This is a genomic window from Gordonia jacobaea, assembly GCF_001186365.1.
Classification (GTDB): Bacteria; Actinomycetota; Actinomycetes; order Mycobacteriales; family Mycobacteriaceae; genus Gordonia; species Gordonia jacobaea.
On sequence record NZ_LDTZ01000016.1, the window covers coordinates 520,019 to 541,032 of the forward strand.

Annotated in this window: 22 protein-coding genes and 1 other RNA gene; 19 read left to right on the top strand and 4 right to left on the bottom strand. The window is 63.2% G+C overall.

Annotation, left to right across the window (positions count from 1 at the left end):
• The first annotated feature begins 11 nt into the window (after nt 1–11).
• Genes ABW18_RS11095 through crcB (ABW18_RS11105) form a run of 3 tightly spaced genes read left to right on the top strand, consistent with a single transcriptional unit; the run spans nt 12 to nt 2,747 of the window.
• The gene (locus ABW18_RS11095) at nt 12–1,913 is read left to right on the top strand and encodes a propionyl-CoA synthetase (protein WP_049698989.1); all 1,902 of its coding nucleotides are present in this window, start codon (nt 12–14) and stop codon (nt 1,911–1,913) included.
• Nucleotides 1,870–2,382: a fluoride efflux transporter CrcB gene (gene crcB, locus ABW18_RS11100; RefSeq protein WP_049699080.1), complete on the top strand. Its 513-nt coding sequence runs from the start codon at nt 1,870–1,872 to the stop codon at nt 2,380–2,382. The genes ABW18_RS11095 and crcB (ABW18_RS11100) overlap by 44 nt, the downstream gene beginning before the upstream one ends.
• On the top strand, nt 2,379–2,747 hold the full coding sequence (crcB, locus tag ABW18_RS11105; protein WP_049698990.1) for a fluoride efflux transporter CrcB: 369 nt from the start codon (nt 2,379–2,381) through the stop codon (nt 2,745–2,747). Before crcB (ABW18_RS11100) ends, crcB (ABW18_RS11105) begins: the two co-directional genes overlap by 4 nt.
• 166 nt (nt 2,748–2,913) lie before the next feature.
• Here the strand turns inward: crcB (ABW18_RS11105) and ABW18_RS11110 are convergent, their stop codons facing one another.
• The gene (locus ABW18_RS11110) at nt 2,914–4,137 is read right to left on the bottom strand and encodes an acyl-CoA dehydrogenase family protein (RefSeq protein WP_049698991.1); all 1,224 of its coding nucleotides are present in this window, start codon (nt 4,135–4,137) and stop codon (nt 2,914–2,916) included.
• Nucleotides 4,138–4,183: 46 nt separating this feature from the next.
• On the bottom strand, nt 4,184–5,554 hold the full coding sequence (locus ABW18_RS11115; RefSeq protein ID WP_049699081.1) for an acyl-CoA dehydrogenase family protein: 1,371 nt from the start codon (nt 5,552–5,554) through the stop codon (nt 4,184–4,186).
• Nucleotides 5,555–5,699: 145 nt separating this feature from the next.
• On the opposite strand from ABW18_RS11115, the gene ABW18_RS11120 reads away from it, so the two are divergent.
• On the top strand, nt 5,700–6,182 hold the full coding sequence (locus ABW18_RS11120; RefSeq protein WP_049698992.1) for a DUF2752 domain-containing protein: 483 nt from the start codon (nt 5,700–5,702) through the stop codon (nt 6,180–6,182).
• Between the two features lie 55 nt (nt 6,183–6,237).
• Nucleotides 6,238–6,897, top strand: a complete 660-nt coding sequence (locus ABW18_RS11125; protein ID WP_049698993.1) for an MBL fold metallo-hydrolase — start codon at nt 6,238–6,240, stop codon at nt 6,895–6,897.
• Between the two features lie 15 nt (nt 6,898–6,912).
• Here ABW18_RS11125 and ABW18_RS11130 read toward each other — a convergent pair whose 3' ends face one another.
• Together ABW18_RS11130 and hisN are read right to left on the bottom strand one after the other, a co-directional pair.
• A complete protein-coding gene (locus ABW18_RS11130; protein ID WP_049698994.1) occupies nt 6,913–7,311 on the bottom strand; it encodes a VOC family protein in 399 nt (132 codons plus the stop codon).
• A 120-nt stretch (nt 7,312–7,431) separates the two neighbouring features.
• Nucleotides 7,432–8,232 (bottom strand): histidinol-phosphatase, encoded by an 801-nt coding sequence (gene hisN, locus ABW18_RS11135; RefSeq protein ID WP_049698995.1) that lies wholly within the window; start codon nt 8,230–8,232, stop codon nt 7,432–7,434.
• A gap of 117 nt (nt 8,233–8,349) precedes the next feature.
• On the opposite strand from hisN, the gene ABW18_RS11140 reads away from it, so the two are divergent.
• From ABW18_RS11140 to ABW18_RS11195, 14 genes are all read left to right on the top strand, one after another.
• Entirely contained in the window at nt 8,350–8,739 is a 390-nt protein-coding gene (locus ABW18_RS11140) for a hypothetical protein (RefSeq protein WP_049698996.1), read from the top strand.
• Nucleotides 8,740–8,785: 46 nt separating this feature from the next.
• Nucleotides 8,786–9,901, top strand: coding sequence for a peptide chain release factor 2 (gene prfB / locus ABW18_RS11145; protein WP_005203591.1), 1,116 nt, complete (start codon nt 8,786–8,788; stop codon nt 9,899–9,901).
• Nucleotides 9,894–10,895, top strand: coding sequence for a mechanosensitive ion channel family protein (locus tag ABW18_RS11150; protein ID WP_152930072.1), 1,002 nt, complete (start codon nt 9,894–9,896; stop codon nt 10,893–10,895). Before prfB ends, ABW18_RS11150 begins: the two co-directional genes overlap by 8 nt.
• Nucleotides 10,895–11,557 (top strand): hypothetical protein, encoded by a 663-nt coding sequence (locus tag ABW18_RS11155; RefSeq protein WP_049698998.1) that lies wholly within the window; start codon nt 10,895–10,897, stop codon nt 11,555–11,557. Before ABW18_RS11150 ends, ABW18_RS11155 begins: the two co-directional genes overlap by 1 nt.
• 69 nt (nt 11,558–11,626) lie before the next feature.
• Nucleotides 11,627–12,313: a cell division ATP-binding protein FtsE gene (ftsE, locus tag ABW18_RS11160; protein WP_049698999.1), complete on the top strand. Its 687-nt coding sequence runs from the start codon at nt 11,627–11,629 to the stop codon at nt 12,311–12,313.
• A 110-nt stretch (nt 12,314–12,423) separates the two neighbouring features.
• Entirely contained in the window at nt 12,424–13,335 is a 912-nt protein-coding gene (gene ftsX, locus ABW18_RS11165; protein ID WP_049699082.1) for a permease-like cell division protein FtsX, read from the top strand.
• Between the two features lie 68 nt (nt 13,336–13,403).
• A complete protein-coding gene (gene smpB / locus ABW18_RS11170; protein WP_049699000.1) occupies nt 13,404–13,877 on the top strand; it encodes an SsrA-binding protein SmpB in 474 nt (157 codons plus the stop codon).
• Nucleotides 13,878–13,912: 35 nt separating this feature from the next.
• The gene (locus ABW18_RS11175) at nt 13,913–15,148 is read left to right on the top strand and encodes a glycoside hydrolase family 27 protein (protein WP_235434348.1); all 1,236 of its coding nucleotides are present in this window, start codon (nt 13,913–13,915) and stop codon (nt 15,146–15,148) included.
• Nucleotides 15,149–15,291: 143 nt separating this feature from the next.
• Nucleotides 15,292–16,365, top strand: a complete 1,074-nt coding sequence (locus ABW18_RS11180; RefSeq protein WP_083444366.1) for an alpha/beta hydrolase — start codon at nt 15,292–15,294, stop codon at nt 16,363–16,365.
• Nucleotides 16,366–16,449: 84 nt separating this feature from the next.
• Nucleotides 16,450–16,822: a transfer-messenger RNA gene (gene ssrA, locus ABW18_RS22395) on the top strand.
• A gap of 873 nt (nt 16,823–17,695) precedes the next feature.
• Nucleotides 17,696–19,033 carry an AAA family ATPase gene (locus ABW18_RS11185; RefSeq protein WP_160318050.1) on the top strand — a complete coding sequence of 446 codons (1,338 nt, stop codon included), beginning with the start codon at nt 17,696–17,698 and terminating at the stop codon, nt 19,031–19,033.
• Nucleotides 19,033–19,896, top strand: coding sequence for a DUF4435 domain-containing protein (locus tag ABW18_RS11190; protein ID WP_049699004.1), 864 nt, complete (start codon nt 19,033–19,035; stop codon nt 19,894–19,896). The genes ABW18_RS11185 and ABW18_RS11190 overlap by 1 nt, the downstream gene beginning before the upstream one ends.
• Nucleotides 19,897–20,035: 139 nt before the next feature.
• The gene (locus tag ABW18_RS23480; RefSeq protein WP_083444367.1) at nt 20,036–20,308 is read left to right on the top strand and encodes a recombinase family protein; all 273 of its coding nucleotides are present in this window, start codon (nt 20,036–20,038) and stop codon (nt 20,306–20,308) included.
• Between the two features lie 41 nt (nt 20,309–20,349).
• The gene (locus tag ABW18_RS11195; protein ID WP_049699005.1) at nt 20,350–20,898 is read left to right on the top strand and encodes a hypothetical protein; all 549 of its coding nucleotides are present in this window, start codon (nt 20,350–20,352) and stop codon (nt 20,896–20,898) included.
• Nucleotides 20,899–21,014 lie beyond the last annotated feature (116 nt).

Below are 21,014 nucleotides of genomic sequence, written 5' to 3' on the forward strand. Positions count from 1 at the left end.
AAGAGCGTTCGATGGCTAGCTACGACGACACTTTTGCGCGCAGCGTCGACGACAGGGAGAACTTCTGGCTGCGGGCCGCGGCCGACGTCGAATGGTCGGTTCCACCGACGGTCGCGCTCGACGATTCGGCAGCGCCGATGTATCGCTGGTTCCCGGATGGTCGACTCAACACCTGCTACAACGCGCTCGATCGACACGTCGCTGCGGGACACGGTGACCGACTCGCGCTGATCTGGGACTCCGCGATGGTCGACGAGATCCGCGAGTACACCTACGCCGAGCTGCTCGTAGAGGTCTCACGATTCGCCGACGTGCTGCGCCGCCGGGGTGTCTCGCGCGGCGACCGGGTCATCATCTACATGCCGATGATCCCCGAGGCAGCCATTGCCATGCTCGCGTGCGCGCGGCTCGGCGCAGTGCACTCGGTGGTGTTCGGTGGCTTCGCCGCCCCCGAACTCGCCACACGCATCGACGACGCCGAGCCGGTGGCGATCGTGACCGCATCGGGCGGTCTGGAGCCAGGACGCAGCGTCGAGTATCTGCCGATGGTGGCAAGTGCCCTCGACCTCTCCGACAGCGCCGTCTCGACGGTCATCGTGAAGGATCGCCCGCAGGTGGCGGGCTCCGCCGCTGACTATGGCTCGTCGGGCAAAGAGGGGCGCACCTGGCTCGACTGGGATGCCGAGATGGAGACGGCCGGTCTCACCGAACCCGTCGACGTCGCGGCGGCGGACCCCCTCTACATCCTCTACACGTCGGGCACCACGGGAAAGCCCAAGGGAGTTGTGCGCGACAACGGCGGGCACGCTGTCGCACTGACCTGGTCGATGGCCAACATCTATGACATCGGCGCAGGCGATATCTGGTGGACCGCATCGGACGTCGGATGGGTCGTCGGTCACTCGTACATCGTCTACGCGCCGCTGCTCGTCGGCGCGACGACGGTGATGTACGAGGGCAAACCGGTCGGCACACCTGATGCGGGAGCCTTCTGGCGAGTCATCGCCGAGCATCGAGTCAAGGCGCTGTTCACCGCGCCGACCGCGATCCGGGCTATCCGCAAGACCGACCCTGACGCGAAACTTCTTGACCAGTACGACATCTCGTCGCTCCGCGCGCTGTTCGTCGCCGGTGAGCGGCTTGACCCCGACACGCTCGCCTGGTCGTCGAACGTGCTCGGTGTACCGGTGATCGACCATTGGTGGCAGACCGAGACCGGATGGGCGATCGCGGCCAATCTGCGTGGGCTGCAACCGATGCCGGTCAAAGCGGGGTCGGCTACCGTCGCCGTCCCGGGCTTCGGGGTCGGTGTCGTCGACGCCGAGGGGAACGTGGTCGATGCGGGCGTCGAAGGCAATATCGTGATCGCACTGCCGTTGCCGCCGGGCACATTGACCGGATTGTGGGGCGACGAAGAGCGTTATCGCAGTTCGTATCTGAACGCCTTCCCCGGTTACTACCTGACCGGCGACTCCGGATACATCGATCACGACGGCTACATCTTCATCCTCGGACGATCCGACGACGTGATCAACGTCGCCGGGCACCGCCTGTCGACCGGAAGCATCGAGGCCGTCGTGGCGTCGCATCCCGCAGTCGCCGAATGCGCCGTGATCGGTATCCACGACGATCTGAAGGGCCAGCGTCCGAGTGGTTACGTGGTGCTCAAGTCGGGTGTCGAGATCGATCCCGGCACGCTGCGTGACGAGCTGATCGCGAAGGTCCGCGACGAGATCGGACCGGTGGCGACGTTCCGCGACGTGACCGTGGTTGCCGCGCTACCGAAGACGCGGTCGGGCAAGATTCTGCGAAAGACCATGCGGCAGATCGCCGATCACCAGGAGTACGCCGTGCCGTCGACCATCGAGGATCCGGACGTCCTGGCGCGGCTCGCGCAACAGATCGGGCAGTGACATCGCGGACATCGATCCCGACGCGCCGGCCGACCGTCCTCTGCACCTGCAGTTCGGAGCGATCGCACTGGTCTTTCTCGGCGGGATCTGTGGAACGGGTCTGCGCTATGCGATCGAGGAGGCGTTCCCCACGGTCGGCACCGGATGGCCGTGGGCGACGTTCGCGATCAACATCAGCGGTGCGTTCGTGCTCGGCGCGTTGCTGGGGTTCCTGGCACTTGTAGGTCCCGACGACGGCTGGCGTCGTAATGTGCGTGTCTTTGCGGGCACCGGACTCTGCGGGGCATTCACGACGTACTCCACGTTCGCGCTCGAGACCACCCAACTCGGCCATCACGGCGCACCGGCGGCAGCGGTTGCGTATGCGGTTCTCAGCGTTGTCCTCGGCGTGCTCGGCGCCTGGGCGGGCATCGTCGTGGCGGGTGCGGCGGGTCGAAGGAATGCGGTGCGGCGAGGCGGTGTGTCGTGACGGTGCTGGCGATGCTCATCGCAGGTGCGCTCGGATCCGTAGCGCGGTTCGTCGTCGACGGCGCGATCAAACGTTGGCGGAACACGACGTTCCCCTGGGCGACGCTGATCATCAACGTCTCCGGCTCGCTGCTGCTGGGCGTGCTCGCGGGGTTGGTGATCTACCACGGGGCGCCGCCGGAGGTGCAGGCGATTGTCGGCACTGGATTCTGCGGCGGCTACACGACTTTCAGCACGGCGAGCGTCGAGACCGTGCGTCTGGCCGAGCGGCGCGCAGGCGGACTCGCGCTGTGCAACGCGGTGGGCTCGGTGGCTGCGGCCACTGCCGCCTGCGCCGTCGGGCTCGCGCTCGCGTGGGCGGTGTGAGCTGGTCGGCGGGGTGATCTCGACAAGCTCGATCAGCGGGAGGGGCTCGATCAGCGGTGGGTGCGGCTCGATCAGCGGTGGGGCGGCTCGGTCGGCGGTCGGGAAAGAGTCGAGCCCTGCGGCACGGTGGTGCCGCAGGGCTCGTGACCCGTCGAGAGTCAGTGTTTCACTTGAGTTCTGCGCTGCTCTTGTTCAGCACGCGGCGCGCGATGATGAGCTGCTGGATCTGCTGGGTGCCCTCGAAGATGTCGAGGATCTTCGAGTCGCGGGCCCACTTCTCGAGCAGTAGTCGCTCCGAATACCCAAGCGTGCCAGTCAGTTCGACGGCCTTGTTGGTGACATCGGTGACGGTGCGGCCAGCCTTGGCCTTGGCCATCGACGCCTGGAGTGAGTTGGGTTCCTTGTTGTCGGCCATCCACGTGGCGCGGATCGTCAACAGGTAGGCGGCCTCGAAGTCGGACTCCATCCGGATGAACTCGGCCGCGGCGGCGTGCTGGTTCTCGGCAGGCTTGTCGTAGTCGATCTCGATGCCCGCCTCCTCCAGAATGCGGCGCAACTCCTCGAGGGCGGCACGCGCAACACCGACGGCCATACCCGCGACGAGCGGGCGGGTGTTGTCGAAGGTCTGCATGACCCCGCCGAAACCCTTCTTGGTATCCACCTCGGGGCTGCCGAGCAGATTCTCCTTGGGGATGCGGCAGTTCTCGAAGCGGATCACGGCGGTGTCGGAGACGCGGATGCCGAGCTTGTGCTCGAGTCGCACCACCTCGACGCCGGGATGCTCGCGCGGCACGACGAAGCTCTTGATTGCCGCGCGGCCGAGGCTGCGATCGACGCTGGCCCACACCACGATGTGGGTGGCGCGCGAACCGGAGGTCACGAAGATCTTCTCGCCGTTGATCACGTACTCGTCGCCGTCGAGCTTGGCGGTGGCTGTCACCGCGGCCGAATCGGAGCCGAAGCTGGGCTCGGTGATGGCCATGGCGGCCCACACCTTGCCGAAGCGCTTGAGCTGCTCGTCGGTGGCGACAGCGGCGATGGCCGAGTTGCCCAGGCCCTGATAGGGCATCGACAACGTCAAACCGACGTCGCCCCAACATGTTTCGATGACATTCATCACCGACTGCATGTTGCCGCCGTTGATATTTGCGCCCTCGCGCTCCGGCTTGGCCTTCTTCTCCTGGCTTCGCCCGCCGTCGGCACCCGCACCTGCCTGGCCGGTTTCGGCGAGGCCGTCGTACAGGCTTGCGAGAGTGTCGAGTTCGACGGGATAGGAGTGCTCGGCGAGGTCGTACTTGCGCGAGATGGGTCGGAAGATCTCGGCCGCGGCCTGGTGGGCCTGGTCGATCGTGGTGTTCAGCTTCCGGGGGAGTTCCAGATTGATTGCCATGTCAGATGCTTTCTCGGTCGGTCTCGTCGTCGGAAGACAGCCGCCGTCAGAGGACGACGATGCCCTCGCCGATGCCTGCGCCACGCAGATCGCGGTACCAACGCTCGACCGGGTGCTCCTTGGTGAAGCCGTGACCGCCGAGCAACTGCACGCCGTCGAGTCCGATCTGCAGGCCCTTGTCGATGGTCAGCTTGCGTGCGAGTGCCGATTCGCGCGCGAACGACAGACCCTGCTCGGCTCGCGACGCGCCACGCAGTGTGACCAGGCGGATGCCGTCGAGCTCGGTCGCGATGTTGGCGACCATGAAGGCGACGGCCTGCCGGTTGGAGATCGGCTCGCCGAATGCCTCACGCTCGTTGACGTAGGGGATCACGTAGTCCAGGACGGCCTTGCCGGTTCCGGCAGCGAGCGCCGACCAACCGAGGCGTGACAGACGTACGACGTCGCGATACGCGGCCAGAGCTGCCTCGCCGGCTTCTTCGCCGAGAAGTGCGCTTTCGGGGACGGCGACGTCCTGCAGCAGCAGACGACCCATACCTGCGGCGCGCACGCCCATGCCCGGATCTGCTTCGACGATCAGTCCCTCGGAGTCGGATTCGACGATGAACAGCGCGGGCTGGCCGTCGAGCGCGGCTCCGACGATGAACAGTTCGGACGAACCGGCGGCAGGCACGAAGGATTTCACGCCGTTGAGCCGGTAGCCGCTCGGCACACGAGTTGCCTTGGTCTGCAACGAGAATGCGTCGAACAGCGCGCGCGGCTCCGCGATGACGACGGACGACTGCGGCACGTTCTCGCCTGCGAAGTCGGGCAGGTAGGTCTTCTGCTGGCTGTCGCTGCCGAAGTTGGTGAGAGTGGTTGCGACGCCGCTCGGGGCGAGGAGCGGGAGGGCAAGTCCCATGTCGCCGTAGGCCATTGCCTCGGCAACGAGGGCGTTGGTGACGACGCCACGCTCGGAAGCTGCGCCGTCGAACTGCTCGGGCACGTTGATCATCGTGATGCCGAGTTCGGCGGAGCGCTTGACGATGTCGTCAGGTGCGCTCGCGGCGGCGTCGGCATCGTAGGCAGCTGGGCGCAGGATCTCCTCGGCGAACTCCTTCACCGTCTCGGCGATCATCTGCTGCTCGTCGTCGGGGTTGAGGTTGAAGTAGTCCTTGGGCGTGGTGCTCAATCGCGCTGCGCCGCCCGAACCGCCCTGCACCTTCTTGAACGCGCGGTTGGCTGCGCCGAGGGTTTGGAAGCCGGTCTTGGTCGCCTGGTAGGCGATCCGGTTGATGGGCTCACGGATCTGGTACTTCTCCGCGAAGTCGGAGCCGGTGACCGTCGTGAGCACACGCATGGCGGTACCGATGGCATTGCGCTTGTGCGGGTTCTTGCCGACTGCGGAAGTGTCGCGGGGTTCGGTGTGAGTCGTCATGACAACCATTTCTCTTCGCACGGGTGCTGGAACTGACCGTGAGCAGTATCTTACTCGGTAGTAAGTACAAACCTTACTACTCGGTAAGGAGATTGTCACGCGCTCGTCGAACATAGTGTTCTCCTCGCCGGTTTAGGCTGGTCACGTGTCAACTGATCGCGCCGACGTCCCTGGTCGCCATACCGCTGCGCCGTCGGGTTCGGATGGTCGACGAAGCCGTGTCGGACCGGCGATGGTGGTCGCCGTCGGCGGGGCGGCACTGCTCACCGCGATCGTGTGGCCACTGGACTCGGTCGATCACGGCCCCGACTTCTGCCCGTTCCGTGCGCTCACGGGTCTGCCGTGCCCGGGTTGCGGACTCACGCGCAGTTGGGTGCACCTCATGCACGGTGACGTGAGCGGGGCGTTCACCTACAACGTGTTCGGGCCGTTGACGCTGGCGGCGACCGCTATCGCAGTCGTGGCCGGAGCCGTGTGCCTCGTCGCCGGTCCGGGGGCATTGAGGCGACTGCGCCTACGTCGACTGCTGCCGGTGTTGGTGGTGGCGATCGGTGTGTGGCTTGTCTACGGAGTCGCCCGCATCGTCGACGCCGCTGCTGGATGGGGTGTGTTTCCCTCAGTCGTGTGACTCGGTGTTCGTTCGGATCAATGCGCAAACCCATATGTGAGAGCACAGTGGACACATGGAGATCACCCACTTCGGCCATTCCTGCGTGCTCGTCGAATTGGACGGGACGCGAATCCTCTTCGACCCGGGAACCATGTCGCACGGGTTCGAAGGACTCACCGGACTCGACGCGATCCTGATCACTCATCAGCATCCTGATCACTGCGACGTCGGGCGGCTGCCGAATCTCGTCGGCGAGAACCCCCAGGCGATCCGTATCGCCGATCCGCAGACCGCCGCGCAACTCAACTCCGACGATGTCGCAGGGGAGTGGACCGCGGCGCTCGCGGGCGGCCAAGTCGGCGTCGGCGCGGTGACAGCGCGATTCACCGGAGGACGCCACGCTGTGATCCACCCCGAGATCCCCGTCGTCGACAACGTCGCGTATGTACTCGGAACAGCAACGGCTCCAGGACGTTTCATGCATCCGGGAGATTCGTTCTACATTCCGTTCGAGCAGATCGACGTGCTCGCGCTGCCCTCGGCCGCGCCGTGGATGAAACTCAGCGAGTCGGTCGACTACCTGCGTGCGATGGCGCCGCGGGTCGCCGTGCCGATCCATCAGGCTGTGCTTTCCGACGCGGGGACCGGCGTTCACTACGCGCGGTTGCAGGAGATGAAGGATCCCGGCACCGAGTTCGTCGTGCTCGGCGAGGAGTCGGCGACCCAGGTGTGACGACCTCGTCGCAGCTCACGCGGGAGGGGCGAAGAACTCCAGCGCGATGTTGTCGGGGTCGCGGAAAGAAATGCCGGATCCGTAGTGCGCGTGCTTGATCTCGCTGTGCGCGACGCCGAGCTCGTCCAAGCGCACCAGCCAGTCGTCGAGTTCCGCACGACTGACGGCGAAGGCGATGTGGTCGAGTCCAGTCTTGTGTTCGTCGAAACTTCCCGACGCCGCCGAGCCGGTGTGCGTGTGCAGTCCGAAGAGGGTTCCGCCGTCGAGGGCGAACACCGCGTGGTGGAAATCGCCGGACTCCTCATCTTCGTCGAGGACGGGCGCGGCGTCGAACAGCGCTGTGTACCAACGAGTGCTGGCGTCGAGGTCGGTGACGGTAATGGCCACGTGGGTCAGTGCGGGAAAGCTGGGCATCGCGAATCTCCTGGAGCGTTGGGTCTCAGACGCACACGCTAGGAGCTGTCGGCGGTCGCCACGCAGGGATTGCGCACGGACTATCCGAGCGGGCAGGTAGGTCGGAGAGGACGCCGCGGGCTAACCCTCGAGCGCGGTGAGCACCTCGTCGTGGAGGAGTCCGTTGGTCGCGACCGCGCTGCCGCCGCCGGGGCCGGGGGAGCCGTCGAGCGAGGTGAAGCGCCCGCCGGCTTCGCGGACCAGGACGTCGAGCGGGGCGAGATCCCACAGCGAGACCTCGGGTTCTGCCGCGATGTCGACGGCGCCCTCGGCGACGAGGCAGTAGTTGAGGAAGTCGCCATAGCCGCGCACGCGCCAGACACGGTCGGTGAGGTCGATGAACTTGTCGCGGACTCCGCGGTCGGCCCAGCCGGACAGGCTCGAGAAGGTCAGGCTCGACGACGCGAGGTCGGCGACATTCGAGACCGCGATCTGACGCGCGTCGCCGTGGTCGAATGCGACGAACGCACCGTGACCGGTGGCGGCCCACCAACGGCGGCTCAACGCAGGCGCCGACACGACGCCGACCACCGGCACGCCGTCGACCAACAAAGCGATCAGCGTGGCCCAGATCGGGACGCCGCGCACGAAGTTCTTGGTGCCGTCGATGGGGTCGACGACCCATTGCCGACCGGTCAGGACCGCGTCACCGCCGAACTCTTCGCCGAGGACCTCGTCGTCGGGGAAGACGGCCGCGAGGCGTTCGCGGATCATCTGCTCGCACGCGAGGTCGGCGTCGGAGACAGGGGTGAGGTCGGGTTTGGCGTCGACCTCGAGGTCGATCGCGCCGAAGCGCCGCATCGTCAGCGCGTCGGCGGACTCTGCGAGAGAGAGCGCGAAATCGAGGTCGGCGGTGGCGTCGGAACCGGGCGTCGGAAGCACCCGGTCAGCCTAACGCTTGGCTGCGTCGCGAAAACTGTCGACTGATGGCTGCCGCGATGACCGTCGACGCTGCGTTCGCCGCCCGAAATGCCCGGTCGGGTCGGTAGGGTTGATGCCATGTTGACCGTCATTCTCGTCATATTGCTCGTCGTCGCCGTGATCGCGATGATCATGCGTTTCCGCGGACAGCGGATCGGCGGATTCGGTGGGAACACGGCGGGGTACGCGCAGGGAACGCTGACCGTTACGGGCGTGAGTGATCAGGCCGAACCCGACAGCAAGGGGCAAGCGTTCTGCACCATCTCCGGAACGATCAACGGTCCGGGGACCAACCCGACCGAGGTGTACGGAACGATGATTCTCACCGAGGGCGAACCGTGGCCGCAGATCGGATCCGAGCATGCCGTCGTCTACAAACCGGGCAAGACCGCGACGACGTGGAGTTTCGGCCAATTGCCTCCCATGCAGACACCCGACGTGCCGCCCTCGGTACCGCCGTCGGCGTGAGGAGTGGGGGCACATCGGCAATCAGCAGTCGGTACCCTGGTAAACCGTGCATCCTGACGTAGCAACCGATCTCGAATCCCTCGACTCGACCCTGACGACCGTCGAGAAAGTCCTCGACGTCGAGGAGTTGCGTCGGCGGATCGACGAGCTCGAGATGCAGGCGTCCGACCCGGATTTGTGGAACGACCAAGACCACGCGCAGAAGGTGACAAGCGAACTCTCGCACGCCCAGGCGGAGCTGCGTCGTGTCACCGAATTGCGGCAGCGACTCGATGACATGCCCGTCCACTACGAACTCGCGGAGTCCGAAGAGGGTGAGGCGCGCACGTCGGCGCTTGCCGACGCCGACGCCGAGCGCGAATCCCTGCGCAGCGACATCCAGGCTATGGAAGTCAAGACCATGCTCGCCGGCGAGTACGACTCGCGCGACGCCGTGGTCAACATCAGGTCGGGTGCGGGCGGCGTCGACGCGGCCGATTGGGCGCAGATGCTGATGCGTATGTACATCCGCTGGGCCGAGAAGCACGGCTACGGCGTCGAGGTCTACGACACCTCATACGCGGAGGAAGCGGGCTTGAAGTCGGCGACGTTCGCGGTCAAGTCGCCCTATATGTACGGCACGCTCTCGGTGGAGCAGGGCACACACCGGTTGGTGCGCATCAGCCCGTTCGACAACCAGGGCCGTCGCCAGACCTCGTTCGCCGAGGTCGAGGTGCTGCCCGTCGTCGAGACCACCGACCACATCGACGTCGACGAAAACGACGTGAAGGTCGACGTCTACCGGTCGTCGGGTCCCGGCGGCCAGTCGGTCAACACCACCGACTCGGCCGTGCGGTTGACCCACATCCCGACCGGCATCGTCGTGACCTGTCAGAACGAGAAGAGCCAGCTGCAGAACAAGGCGTCGGCGATGCGGGTGCTGCAGGCCAAGCTCCTCGCCCGCAAACAGCAGGAGGAGCGCGCAGAGCTCGACGCACTGAAGGGCGACGGCGGATCGAGCTGGGGCAACCAGATGCGTTCCTACGTGCTGCACCCCTATCAGATGGTCAAGGACCTGCGGACCAACGTCGAGAACAACAACCCGACCACGGTTCTCGACGGCGACATCGACGAGTTCATCGAAGCCGGCATCCGCTGGCGGATGGCTGATGCCGATGCGTGAGGTCTTCGCGCAGGCAGGTTCGTCGGTGCTGGCGCGGGCCGACCTCACCACACTCGCGTTCGCACCCGGTGCGACGGAGTCGGTGATCGGGCGCTTCTACCGGTGGATGGCCACGAACGGCCTCGAAATCGTCATCTGGATCCTCGGCGGCATCCTCGTCGTGCGGTTCATTCGCTGGTCGGCGCAGAAGTTCAACGACCGTATCGAGGCCAAGTTCCACAACAGTGATCTGATTGTGCAGAGCGAGGACTCCAAACACCGCCGCGCGATGATCGACGTGGTGTCGTGGACGCTTGTCGTCGTTGTCGGCATCATCGTGTTCCTGCACATCCTCACGGTGTTCAAGGTGCCGTTGTCAGGGCTGGTCGGCCCGACTGCCGTCGTCGGTGCGGCACTCGGTTTCGGTGCCCAGCGGGTGGTCCAAGACATCCTCGCGGGATTCTTCGTGGTCGCCGAACGGCAGTACGGATACGGCGACGTCGTGGCTCTGACCGTCACCGGCAACGGCGAAGCCGAGGGAACCGTCGAGGACGTGACGTTGCGCATCACCCGACTTCGCACATCCGAGGGCGAGGTCATCACCGTTCCCAACGGGCAGGTCATCAAGACCACCAACCGCTCGAAGGACTGGGCGAGAGCCGTCGTCGACGTTCCGGTGCCCGCCGACTCCGACATCGGAGTGGTCAACGAGGTTCTCTCCGAGGTTGGCCAGCGCTTCTACAACGATCCGTACTGGCACGACTTGCTTCTCGACGCGCCGTCGCCGCTCGGTGTGACAAACCTCGAGCTCGATTCGATGACCGTCAGGATGGTGACCAGGACTCTGCCCGGCAAACAATTCGAGGTCAGCCGTGCGCTGCGCGCATGGATTGTGCGCGCACTGGCTCGACGCGGTATCAACGTCGCCTCGGGTAAAGAGGTGCAGGCGGGGTCAGCGCCGCCGAGCGGTCATTCCGAAGCCGACGCACAAGCATCGTCGGGGGGTGACAAGTGATGGTTCATCGTCATGACGGTCCCGACCACAGCGCGAGACGATCCGACGACGACGCCGCGAAGGCAGCGGCCGAGGAGGTCGTCGCCAAGATCGAGCAGGCAGAAGCCGCGGCCGACAAGCAGGAAGAGGCCAAAGCCGGCGGTGAGGCGAACGGCAACGGCGACGCGACCGGCGACGCAGACGCGAAGGGCGACGCCGACACGGAACCAACGGTGACTCCGAGCGCGCCGTCGGACGAAATCGGCGATCCGCACAGGCTGCGTCACCGCCGCGACTGGCACCACATTCCGCACACCCGCATCCGGACCAGCACGGCAATCGTGTCGGTGCTCTTCATCGTGTGCGTCGTGCTCTACGGGTACACCTCGCAGCGGTACGGCATCGTCGACGCTCCGGCGCCCCCGCCAACTCATCAGCGCACGACCGTCGAGACGACTCCGCAGTCGACGTACTCCACGCCTTCGTCATATCCCTCGACCTCGGAGCCGTCGGGCGTGACGGGCGAATCGGGAAATCCGAGCGAACAACCCGGTGAGGGAGGCGCCGCGCCGGGCAACCAGAGCGGGCAACCGACCACGACCGGCAGCAACGGCTTCTCGGACTTCTTCGGCAGGAACAACCAGCAGAATCAGCAGGAGACGACAGCAGTCCCGTCGCGCTGACAGAGCGGGTCGGCGCGCGGGTGCGCACCTGAACAGACCTCTCAGGCGTCACCGTTACACTCTGTTGTCGTGATCAAGCTGGAGAACGTGACGATGAAGTACAAGGCATCCAGCCGACCCGCCCTCACCGACCTCGATCTCGAGGTCGACAAGGGCGAATTCGCGTTCCTCATCGGCCCCTCCGGTTCAGGCAAGTCGACATTTTTCCGGCTGCTGCTCAAAGAGGATCGGCCGACGAAGGGTGAGGTGTACGTCGGCGAATTCCACGTGAACCGCCTTCGCGGACGATCGGTACCCAAGCTGCGTCAGTCCATCGGGTGCGTGTTCCAGGACTTCCGATTGCTGCAGCAGAAGTCGGTGGCCGACAATGTGGCGTTCGCGCTCGAGGTGATCGGCAAACAGCCGTCGACCATTCGCCGTGTGGTGCCGGAGGTTCTCGAGTACGTGGGTCTCGAGGGCAAGCAGGACCGCATGCCGTATGAGTTGTCGGGCGGCGAGATGCAACGTGTCGCCATCGCGCGGGCGATCGTCAACCGGCCACTTGTCCTCCTCGCCGACGAGCCGACGGGCAACCTCGATCCGGAGACCAGCGAAGAGATCGTCGACGTGCTCGACCGCGTCAACCGGCGCGGAACCACCGTCGTCATGGCAACGCACGATCGGCACATCGTCGACGCGATGCGACGTCGGGTACTCGAGTTCGACAACGGCAGACTCGTCCGCAACGACGCACAAGGCGTGTACGGCATCGGCTGACCGTCGACCCGGGGTGAGTGCGATTACGCGCCACCGACCGCTTCGACGCCCGTCAGTCCGCGTACCACCGAGCCGCGCACCACACAGACCAAAGGACGTGTAGCACCAGCATGCGAGCGAACTTCATCATCAGAGAGGTCCTCAACGGTCTCCGCCGCAACGTCACGATGACGGTCGCGATGATCCTCACCACTGCCATTACTCTCGGCATGCTCGGTGGCGGATTGTTGGTCATCCAGATGGCGAACAAGAGTCAGAAGATCTTCCTCGACCGCGTCGAGATGCAGTTCTACATCAACGACGACGTCAGTGCGGCCGACCCCGACTGCCAACGCGCACCGTGCTCGACGCTGCGCACCAACCTGGAGAACGAGCCGGGCGTCGGCTCGGTGACCTACGTCAGCAAGGCGGACGCCTACAAGGCGGCGAAGGCGGCGTTCGAGCAGAGCGCACCCGAGATCGCCGACATGATCTCGCCCGACGCCAACCCCGCGTCGCTCAAGGTTCGGATGAGCGACGCGAGCCAGTTCGGTGCCGTGCTCGACAAATATGCTGACCGGAAGGATCTGGGCGTCGACGGCGTTCTAGATCAGCGAGAGTTGGTGAAACGCATCTTCAGCGTGCTCGACGGCGTGCGCAACGCGGCGTTCGCGGTGGCCGCGGTCCTTGCGGTGGCGGCGATCCTACTGATCGTCAACACAGTTCAGGTCGCGGCGTTCACCCGGCGGACAGAGGTGTCGATCATGCGGCTTGTCGGTGCGACCCGTTGGTACACGCAGCTACCCTTCCTCTTGGAAGCGGTGGTCTCGGCGTTCATCGGTTCGCTGCTGGCGATAGGCGGTCTGTTCGCGGCGAAGGTGTTCTTCTTCGACAAGGCGTTGAACGACCTCTACGGCGTCAACATCCTGGCCCGGATCACCGCGGGCGACGTGTTGTTCGTGTCGCCGTGGCTGATCCTCGCCGGAATTGTGTTGGCAGGCGCGACGGCGTATGTCACGCTGCGTGTCTATGTTCGTGAGTAATAGCGGGCTGTAGCGAGGAGGCTCGGAGCGAAGGCTGGCCGACGATTAGCGACAGAAAGGGCTGAGTGATGGCGAGGGAGAAGGGGCGCAACGTGATTGCGTCGAATCGGAAGGCTCGCCATAACTACGCCATCCTGGACACCTACGAGGCCGGTGTCGCTCTGGTCGGCACCGAGGTCAAGAGTCTTCGGGAGGGCAAGGCGTCGTTGGTCGACGCATTCGCCACCATCGACGACGGCGAGGTGTGGCTGCGTGGTCTGAACATTGCCGAGTACGGTGGCGGTTCGTGGACGAACCACACGCCGCTGCGTAAGCGCAAGCTCCTCATGCATCGCAGTGAGATCGACAATCTGATCGGCAAGATCCGCGACGGCAACCTCACCTTGGTGCCCCTGTCGCTGTACTTCAACGACGGCAAGGTCAAGGTCGAGCTCGCGCTCGCACGCGGTAAGCAGGCACACGACAAGCGCCACGACATTGCTCGACGCACCGCGCAGCGTGAGGTCGAACGCGAGCTGGGTCGTCGCGTCAAGGGCATGTGACCGCGACGTCGACGTCTCGTGGAGCGCGCTTCCCGGTGGTTGCCGCCCTCGTGGCGGTGATCGCTGTGTTGGCGGCTGTCGCGTGCGCGCCGCAGCAGGAGGGTCGGATCGGCGGTGACGGACCCGCGATCCCCGGGCTTGCGGGGGTTCCGCCGATGGGGTGGAACAGTTGGAACACCTTCGGATGTCGGATCACCGAGCAGATCATCCGTGCGCAGGCCGATGCGCTGGTGTCGTCGGGACTGCGCGATGCCGGGTACAAGTACGTGATCGTCGACGATTGCTGGGCTGCTCCGCAGCGCGACGCCTCCGGCAGGCTGCAGGCAGATCCGGTTCGATTTCCGTCGGGTATGGCCGCTCTTGGGGACTACCTCCATCAGCGTGGCCTGCTTTTCGGCATCTATTCAGGCGCACGGGATAAGACCTGCACCCAGTTTCAGGGCACGTATCCGGGCGCGACGGGCAGCGGTGGCCACGAGGCAATCGACGCCCAGACATTCGCCGGATGGGGCGTCGACTATCTCAAGTACGACTGGTGTTCGTCCGACACTTCTCACGACGATCAGGTCGCTTCGTTCACCGCGATGCGAAATGCGTTGCGCGACACGGACCGTCGAATCGTGTTTGCGATCAATCCCAACAGCGGCGTCGCGGGATCGGTACCCGGTGCCGAATTCGATTGGGGTGGAACGGCAACCACGACGCGTGTGACCAACGACGTCACGCCCGCATGGTCGACCGCGAATGGGTCGTCGGGATATCAGGGCATCGTCAACATCGTCGACGCCGCGGGGCCGTTGACCGCGCGGGTGAAGCCGCGGTCGTTCATCGACCCGGACATGCTGGTCGTCGGATCAACTGGGCTCACACCTGCGCAGCAGCGCACGCAGATCTCGATGTGGTCGATGATGGCTGCGCCTCTGATCGCGGGAAACGACCTGACGAACATGTCGCAGCAGACTCTCGACACGTTGCGTAACACGGCAATCATTGCGATTGACCAGGATTCGCGAGTCGTCGCCGGTGCGATGGTCGACGACGACCCTGAGGTGTGGTCGCGGGCGATCGGCGAGAAGGGGTTGGTCATCTCGCTGACCAATCGCGCCGATCATGCTCGAACGCTGTCGGTGTCGTTGGGAAGCATCGGACTCGTTGGCGATGCGTCGGTGACCGGTGTGGACGCGTGGACCGGGCGCTCTTTCACGGCGCAGCACGGCGAGTTGTCGGTGCCTGTCGGCGTGCACGACACTGTGGTCCTCGAGATCCGCTGAGTGTGATCACCTCGCGAGGTGCGGTGTCGTTAACGACTCGAGGGTGTCTGGGGACGCTCATTTGGGTCGCGATCCGGTGACGACTGACCGTTAGCGGCGCGTCAAGTCTGGAAGGTTGCTGTGAGTGTCGGTAGACATGCCGGGTGATCACGAGGGGACTACCACAACCGGAACATGAGTCACAGGCGTCACAGGCGTCACAGGCGAGGAAAGCATGGCGACACTCGAAGACGTCGAGGCGTCGTCGACGCGGGACGTCGATCGTCGCCACGTTGCTGGCCGTTGTCATGGCGATTGCGGGGGCAGTGCTCACGGGTACCGCGGTCGCGGCTCCTGCTTCGGCGGCGGTGGTGCGGATCGACAGGGTCGACGACCAACTGTCGATCGTCTACGTGTACTCGCCGTCGATGAGCAAGGTGATCCCGAATCAGGTGTTGCGACCGCGAGGCGACGGCTCGGCGCCTGTCTTCTACCTGCTCAACGGACGGTCAGGCGGCGTCGAGGGTGACAGTTGGCTCGAGCAGACCGACCACCGATCGTTCTTCGCCGGCAAGAACGTGACCGTGGTGTCGCCACTGGGTGGGCCGTACTCGTGGTACGCCGACTGGCAGCGGCCGGACCCCGCGCTCGGCGTCAACAAGTGGGAGACCTATCTGCTGCGCGAACTACCGGGTGCCATCGCAGGTCCCTTGCGGGCGAACGGCCGCAACGCGATCGCAGGTTTGTCGCTCTCCGGAGGTCCCGCGCTCGACATCGCTGGCCGCGGCGGATCGCTCTATCGTGCCGCGGCGTCGTACAGCGGTTGCCCGGCCATCAGTGCGCCGCCCGCGACCGCAGGCGTCTTGGCGACGACCTCGATCGGTGGTGGCAACGCGCTGAACATGTTCGGACCTCCCGGATCGCCCGCATGGGTTGATCACGACCCGTCGCGGAACCCGACGCGGCTGCGTGGCAAGGCGATCTACCTGGGCGCGGCGTCGGGCCTACCGGGGCGCACCGACGGCGCTCCCGTTGGCGCGCCGTCGCTGCTGGCCGGACCTGCCGAGGTGGAGATGGGAACGCGCTGGTGCACCGACCAGATGGCCGCGGCACTGAACGGCGCGGGAGTACCGCACACGTACCGAGTGTTCGACCAGGGTGCGCACACGTGGTCGCTGTTCGCCACCGAGATGCGCGACAGTTGGCGGGTGATCGGACCAGCGCTCGGCGCGTGTTGAACCGAGCCGCGCAGAAATGGGAATGAACAGCGAGCCGCAGGTTGTTATAGTGGAGCTTCCGCCGGTTTCCGGTGGAACCATCTCGGGGCTGATCGGTTTCGACTACGTGCGTCGAGGTGGGGGAAGCGTGTCGGTGCAGGCCAGAGACCACCGTTAAGCGTCGCGGCAACCAATTAAGCGCCGATAAGAATCAGCGCGACTACGCACTCGCTGCCTGACAGCGACTGCGTGTCTGTCGGCCCGGGTTTTGCTCCCTTACCCGGTGCCGGCATCATCTCAGGGAGCTCACCGTCCGCTCCGGTCGCGGGAGTGAACGGGACAACTCACAGCGACTGGGATCGTCATCTCGGCTTGTTCGCGTGACCGAGAGATCCGAGTAGAGATATAGCGGACTGCACACGGAGAAGCCCTACCGAAGCGACGGAGGACCCGGGTTCAATTCCCGGCAGCTCCACGAAAGCCTCCCACCTGTTCACGCAGGTGGGAGGCTTTTCTCATACCTGATCCGCTGGCTTTCCCAGCTCCATGACCGTGGGGAACTGCACGCCCTGACCAGCCTGGCGCGGACTACAGCACCTGCGCGATCCACGACGTTTGGGCGAAACATGGGGTTACCTCCGACTTACCGGGATGTCCGTTGGAAGGCACGCCTACACCCAATCCGACCGTGCGACATTCTCGGATCACAGCTATCACTCGGACTCGCGCTCCTCTCACCGCTCGACCTCGCACTAGCGCTACTGGTCCGTAATTCCGACACGACCTACCGAATCCGCGCTTCTGCTACCACCCGGCTCTCGCAGATACTCTCCGCGATCACCGCTCTGGAACGCGGTGACGTGACGCTGGTATGGCTCTGCTGTCCGGTGAGGTTACCGTTGGGCGATCTGGCTGAGGTGGGTGATGCTCTGGTCGGGCACGAGATGTCCAAGGCGATCAGGCATTTACCGATACATGCGTGCGAAGCGTGCGCTGGGCTTGCAAGATGCCTGGGCGTTGTATGCCCGATACCCGATAGAAAGAAATGAAGATGACGGCACAACCAATGAGATTCTGAGCACCCCCGCATGCGCGACGTGTGTCGCGACGAAATTTGAGTTGACACGAGCCGCGATCGCGTTTCGCGAGGTTAAGGCGGTTGTTGATCCCGATGGCGCTGCCGACATGGTGCGGAGCTTTGCAGAGGTGAACAGGAGCGCTGGCACGTCGGCACCGCTGGTCCCGGTGAGTGATGAGAATGGGGACGTGCTCGACCACTGGGCAGGTCGCGTGAAGGGTGTCATACGCACAGGTGATTGTGACAGGCGTCCTCGCCTGCAAAGATGTCGCTGTGACTGACGTTAAGCCCTTGAAGCTGACGAGAGCGACCGTGACCGGCGTCCTCGGTACATATGACCATAGTATTGAGTTCGGTGCCGATGGTGATTACATCATTATCTATGGTCCTAACGGCGTCGGTAAAACCAAGACTTTGGAGGTTATCCACGCCCTGTGTCGGGTCGATGGTCGCGTTCTTTCGGGTATTCCCTTCGTGGAAGCAGAAGTCTTCTTTTCGGAGAAGTATCGGATTGTCGCAAGCTCCCCTACTGACCCGGAATCGGACGAACTTGAGTTCAAGCTCTACAAAGGTAAGCGGCTCGTCAAGCGATGGGATTATGTCGAACCCGAGGGGGTTAGCTGGCTGATTGAGAACACAACTTGGCGTCCCCTTGACAACGGGCTATGGGAGGACCGCAGTGACGGCGAGATTGTTTCGTATAGTGACCTCGAAATACAATTCTCCAGCGAGATTTCGGCCGGACATCATAGTCAAATTCCTGATGAATTTAAACGCTTTAGAGATCGGGTACCAGTCTATCTTATCGAGACTCAACGTCTTCGAACAGTGAGCTTTGCGAACTCTCATTTTCGCCGCACTGTGCATTATGCCAGGCGTCGGCGGGCTTTGGCGAGCCCTTCGCGTATAAATGCTCAAGCCGATGTTATGAAAACTCTAATAAATCGTGCTCAGACTGAGCATTCAAGAATTACTCAGCAACTGGATCGCACTTTTCCGAATCGTATTCTCGAAGCATCTGTCGAGCCCGAAGGCGACAAAGATCCAGATATTCGTACACGCTACAACAGGCAGAATGAGTTTCGCTCCCGACTGGGACGAGTGGTTGAAGTTCCGCTCGCCAACGAGCTTGAGCTTCCAGAGAGGTCGCTCGCGTCCTGGGAGCTAAGGCTTCTCGACCTCTACCTAGATGATGCCGATAAGAAGCTGGCGCCATTTGAGAACCTTTTGCGCCGGATCGAGCTGCTTGAAGATATCCTGAACCGCCGGCTCCTGCGTAAGTTTGTCCATGTAAATTCCCGGGACGGAATCGTTGTCTACGACAAAGTAAATGAATGGCACATTGCGCTCGATGCGTTGTCTTCTGGTGAGCAACACGAGATTATCCTAATGTTCGATCTGCTGTTTAATGTTCCAGAGGGTGCTCTGGTTCTGATTGATGAGCCGGAGATTTCTTTGCACGTGGGATGGCAGATGGAGTTTATTCCAGATATACAGACGATCGCTCAGATTCGCGAACTCAGATTCATTGTTGCTACGCATTCTCCCCAAATTATCAACGGTCAATGGGAGAAAGCGGTTAGGCTTGGTCCTTCGGATACGGACTTCTGATGCGAGAATTTCTCAACGCCGATACCTTGTTCAATACGATTGCGATGTTACGACCAGAGCGCGATGGTGCATTCTTGGTGGTAGAAGGTAGTGATGATGAGTACACTTTGGAGCGTCATGTTGATAGCTCGGTGACCATTTTCAGCGGGCTCGGCGGAAAGTCCGAGCTGGTTGACGCGGCCGTCAAGGTCGGGCAAAAGGACATCGCTCTCGTGTACTTCGTGGTGGACAGTGACTATGACAGACTGGTCGATCCGCCTGTAATGCACGCTCCACAAGTGGTGGCTTCCGATACGCATGATCTAGTTATGGACTTGATTTTCGTTGAGCGCTCGGCAATTCACAATACAATTCGAGCACATGTGCGAGGAAACTTGCAGCGACGCTCTGCGTTTGTTCCCGAGAAGATTGTCGCCGATGCCCTTGGGCTTGCTTTTCCTGTTGGCTTACTCAGATTGCTTAGTGTGGGAAATGATTGGGGCTTGAAGCTTCGAGACTTCCCGTTTGGAAAACTCAAGTCGTCGCCCCCTGATCCGGCTGAGGTGGTTGAGCTCGCGCTATCGAAGTCGCCGCCTATCGCTGAGGGCGTTGATGTGCCCGCCGCGCTCGCAGGGGCGTTGGATAAGTACAAGGACCGTGATTGGTCGGTGGTGGGGGATCACGACTTCTTTGCGGCGCTGGCCAAAGTACTGAAGGACTCAGAACTGGCGAACGTCAAGGGAGAGGCGCTTGCTACTACGTTCCTCGCTGCGGTGCGCTGCCAGTCTATTGGTAGAACGGGTTGGTTCCGGGAGTTGTCGGATCGGTCTGCGGTGGACGCTGGTGCATCGTGCTTCGCTTGCCCATGTGCTAACGCCGCATAGGGCCTTTGCAAAATAGTACATCTTTGCCAGTCAGCACCCGCCCAGGCAGTCTCCGTAACAAAAAGGTCCAAGCCGCCATTAGTTGACATGCACTGCTGAGACTCTTGGAGTATTGAGTGACGCTTCGGGATAAGTCGGAATGAAGCTGGGATGCGTACGAGTAGCACCGTGGGGCCAGAAACGCGCCACGCCAGGAGTCTGCGCTCACCGACGCTGGCGTGGACAAGATGTTTGTGGATCGCGCGAGTGGAGAGTCCACCGGGGGTCGCCCTCAACTCGATCTGGTCCTCAAAATTGCGCGGACGGGGATACGGTCATGGTTCCCTCGATGGACCGACTCACACGCAATCTCTCTGACCTGCTCGCTCTCGTGTCCACACTCACTGAGACGCACCAGACCATCTATCGCTAAATCGAGGGCTGATCCTTCCTTGACGTGTATAGGCTCCCGCTATGTTGGTGTGGCCTTGGGTATCGGTCGTCGTCGCTCTCGCGTCGGTTGCGGTTGCGTTGTATGCGCTGCGGACGAATGGGAAGCGAGAGTTACGAAGCTTCAATCGGAAGCTCTTGACGGACCACGTCACGGCCGTGCTCGTGCTGGTCGACGTCGAGCTTTCGCGGCTTGGCTCCGGAAGCATGTCGAGCGACGGTTTCGACGTGAGCGGCACTCGCTACATGGAGTTGTCGTACCAGCTACTCAGCCACAAGACGGTCATCGAAGTCGTTTCGCCATCGTGTGCCCAAGCGATAACTGATTCGGTGGATCGCATCTCGAAGTTCCGGTCCGATACTGACGGCACGCCCTACCCCCTGCTTGGCGCAATGCTTAACGGACTTGCGTTGATGCGTGGACAACTCTTGGTTACCCATTTACGCGCGGTTTCACACCCTCATTTGGATGAGAAGGAGATTGCCAAGCGAGCTGCAGAATTGAAGGCTCCGCTCGACGCTGAACGACTCGGGCAGCTTTCTGGTCCTGGTCTGACGGAGAATCCTGAGTAGTTCCTCCGATGGCACCAGATACACGAGTGAATCCGACTCAACCCGTTGCACACCGACTTTATCCGTGTCAAAGTCGGAGTTAGAGGCACTTTTCGTTCGCCCGAAGCGACGGAGGA

Coding starts and splice junctions, on each gene's coding strand:
- ABW18_RS11110 (WP_049698991.1), bottom strand. CDS start 4,137: ATGGCAATCAATCTGGAACTCCCCCGGAAGCTGAACACCACGATCGAC.
- ABW18_RS23480 (WP_083444367.1), top strand. CDS start 20,036: ATGAAGCTGGGATGCGTACGAGTAGCACCGTGGGGCCAGAAACGCGCC.
- ftsX (WP_049699082.1), top strand. CDS start 12,424: ATGCGAGCGAACTTCATCATCAGAGAGGTCCTCAACGGTCTCCGCCGC.
- ABW18_RS11115 (WP_049699081.1), bottom strand. CDS start 5,554: ATGACGACTCACACCGAACCCCGCGACACTTCCGCAGTCGGCAAGAAC.
- smpB (WP_049699000.1), top strand. CDS start 13,404: ATGGCGAGGGAGAAGGGGCGCAACGTGATTGCGTCGAATCGGAAGGCT.
- ABW18_RS11190 (WP_049699004.1), top strand. CDS start 19,033: ATGCGAGAATTTCTCAACGCCGATACCTTGTTCAATACGATTGCGATG.
- ABW18_RS11125 (WP_049698993.1), top strand. CDS start 6,238: ATGGAGATCACCCACTTCGGCCATTCCTGCGTGCTCGTCGAATTGGAC.
- ABW18_RS11095 (WP_049698989.1), top strand. CDS start 12: ATGGCTAGCTACGACGACACTTTTGCGCGCAGCGTCGACGACAGGGAG.
- ABW18_RS11130 (WP_049698994.1), bottom strand. CDS start 7,311: ATGCCCAGCTTTCCCGCACTGACCCACGTGGCCATTACCGTCACCGAC.
- ABW18_RS11140 (WP_049698996.1), top strand. CDS start 8,350: ATGTTGACCGTCATTCTCGTCATATTGCTCGTCGTCGCCGTGATCGCG.
- ABW18_RS11195 (WP_049699005.1), top strand. CDS start 20,350: ATGTTGGTGTGGCCTTGGGTATCGGTCGTCGTCGCTCTCGCGTCGGTT.
- ABW18_RS11155 (WP_049698998.1), top strand. CDS start 10,895: ATGGTTCATCGTCATGACGGTCCCGACCACAGCGCGAGACGATCCGAC.
- ABW18_RS11150 (WP_152930072.1), top strand. CDS start 9,894: ATGCGTGAGGTCTTCGCGCAGGCAGGTTCGTCGGTGCTGGCGCGGGCC.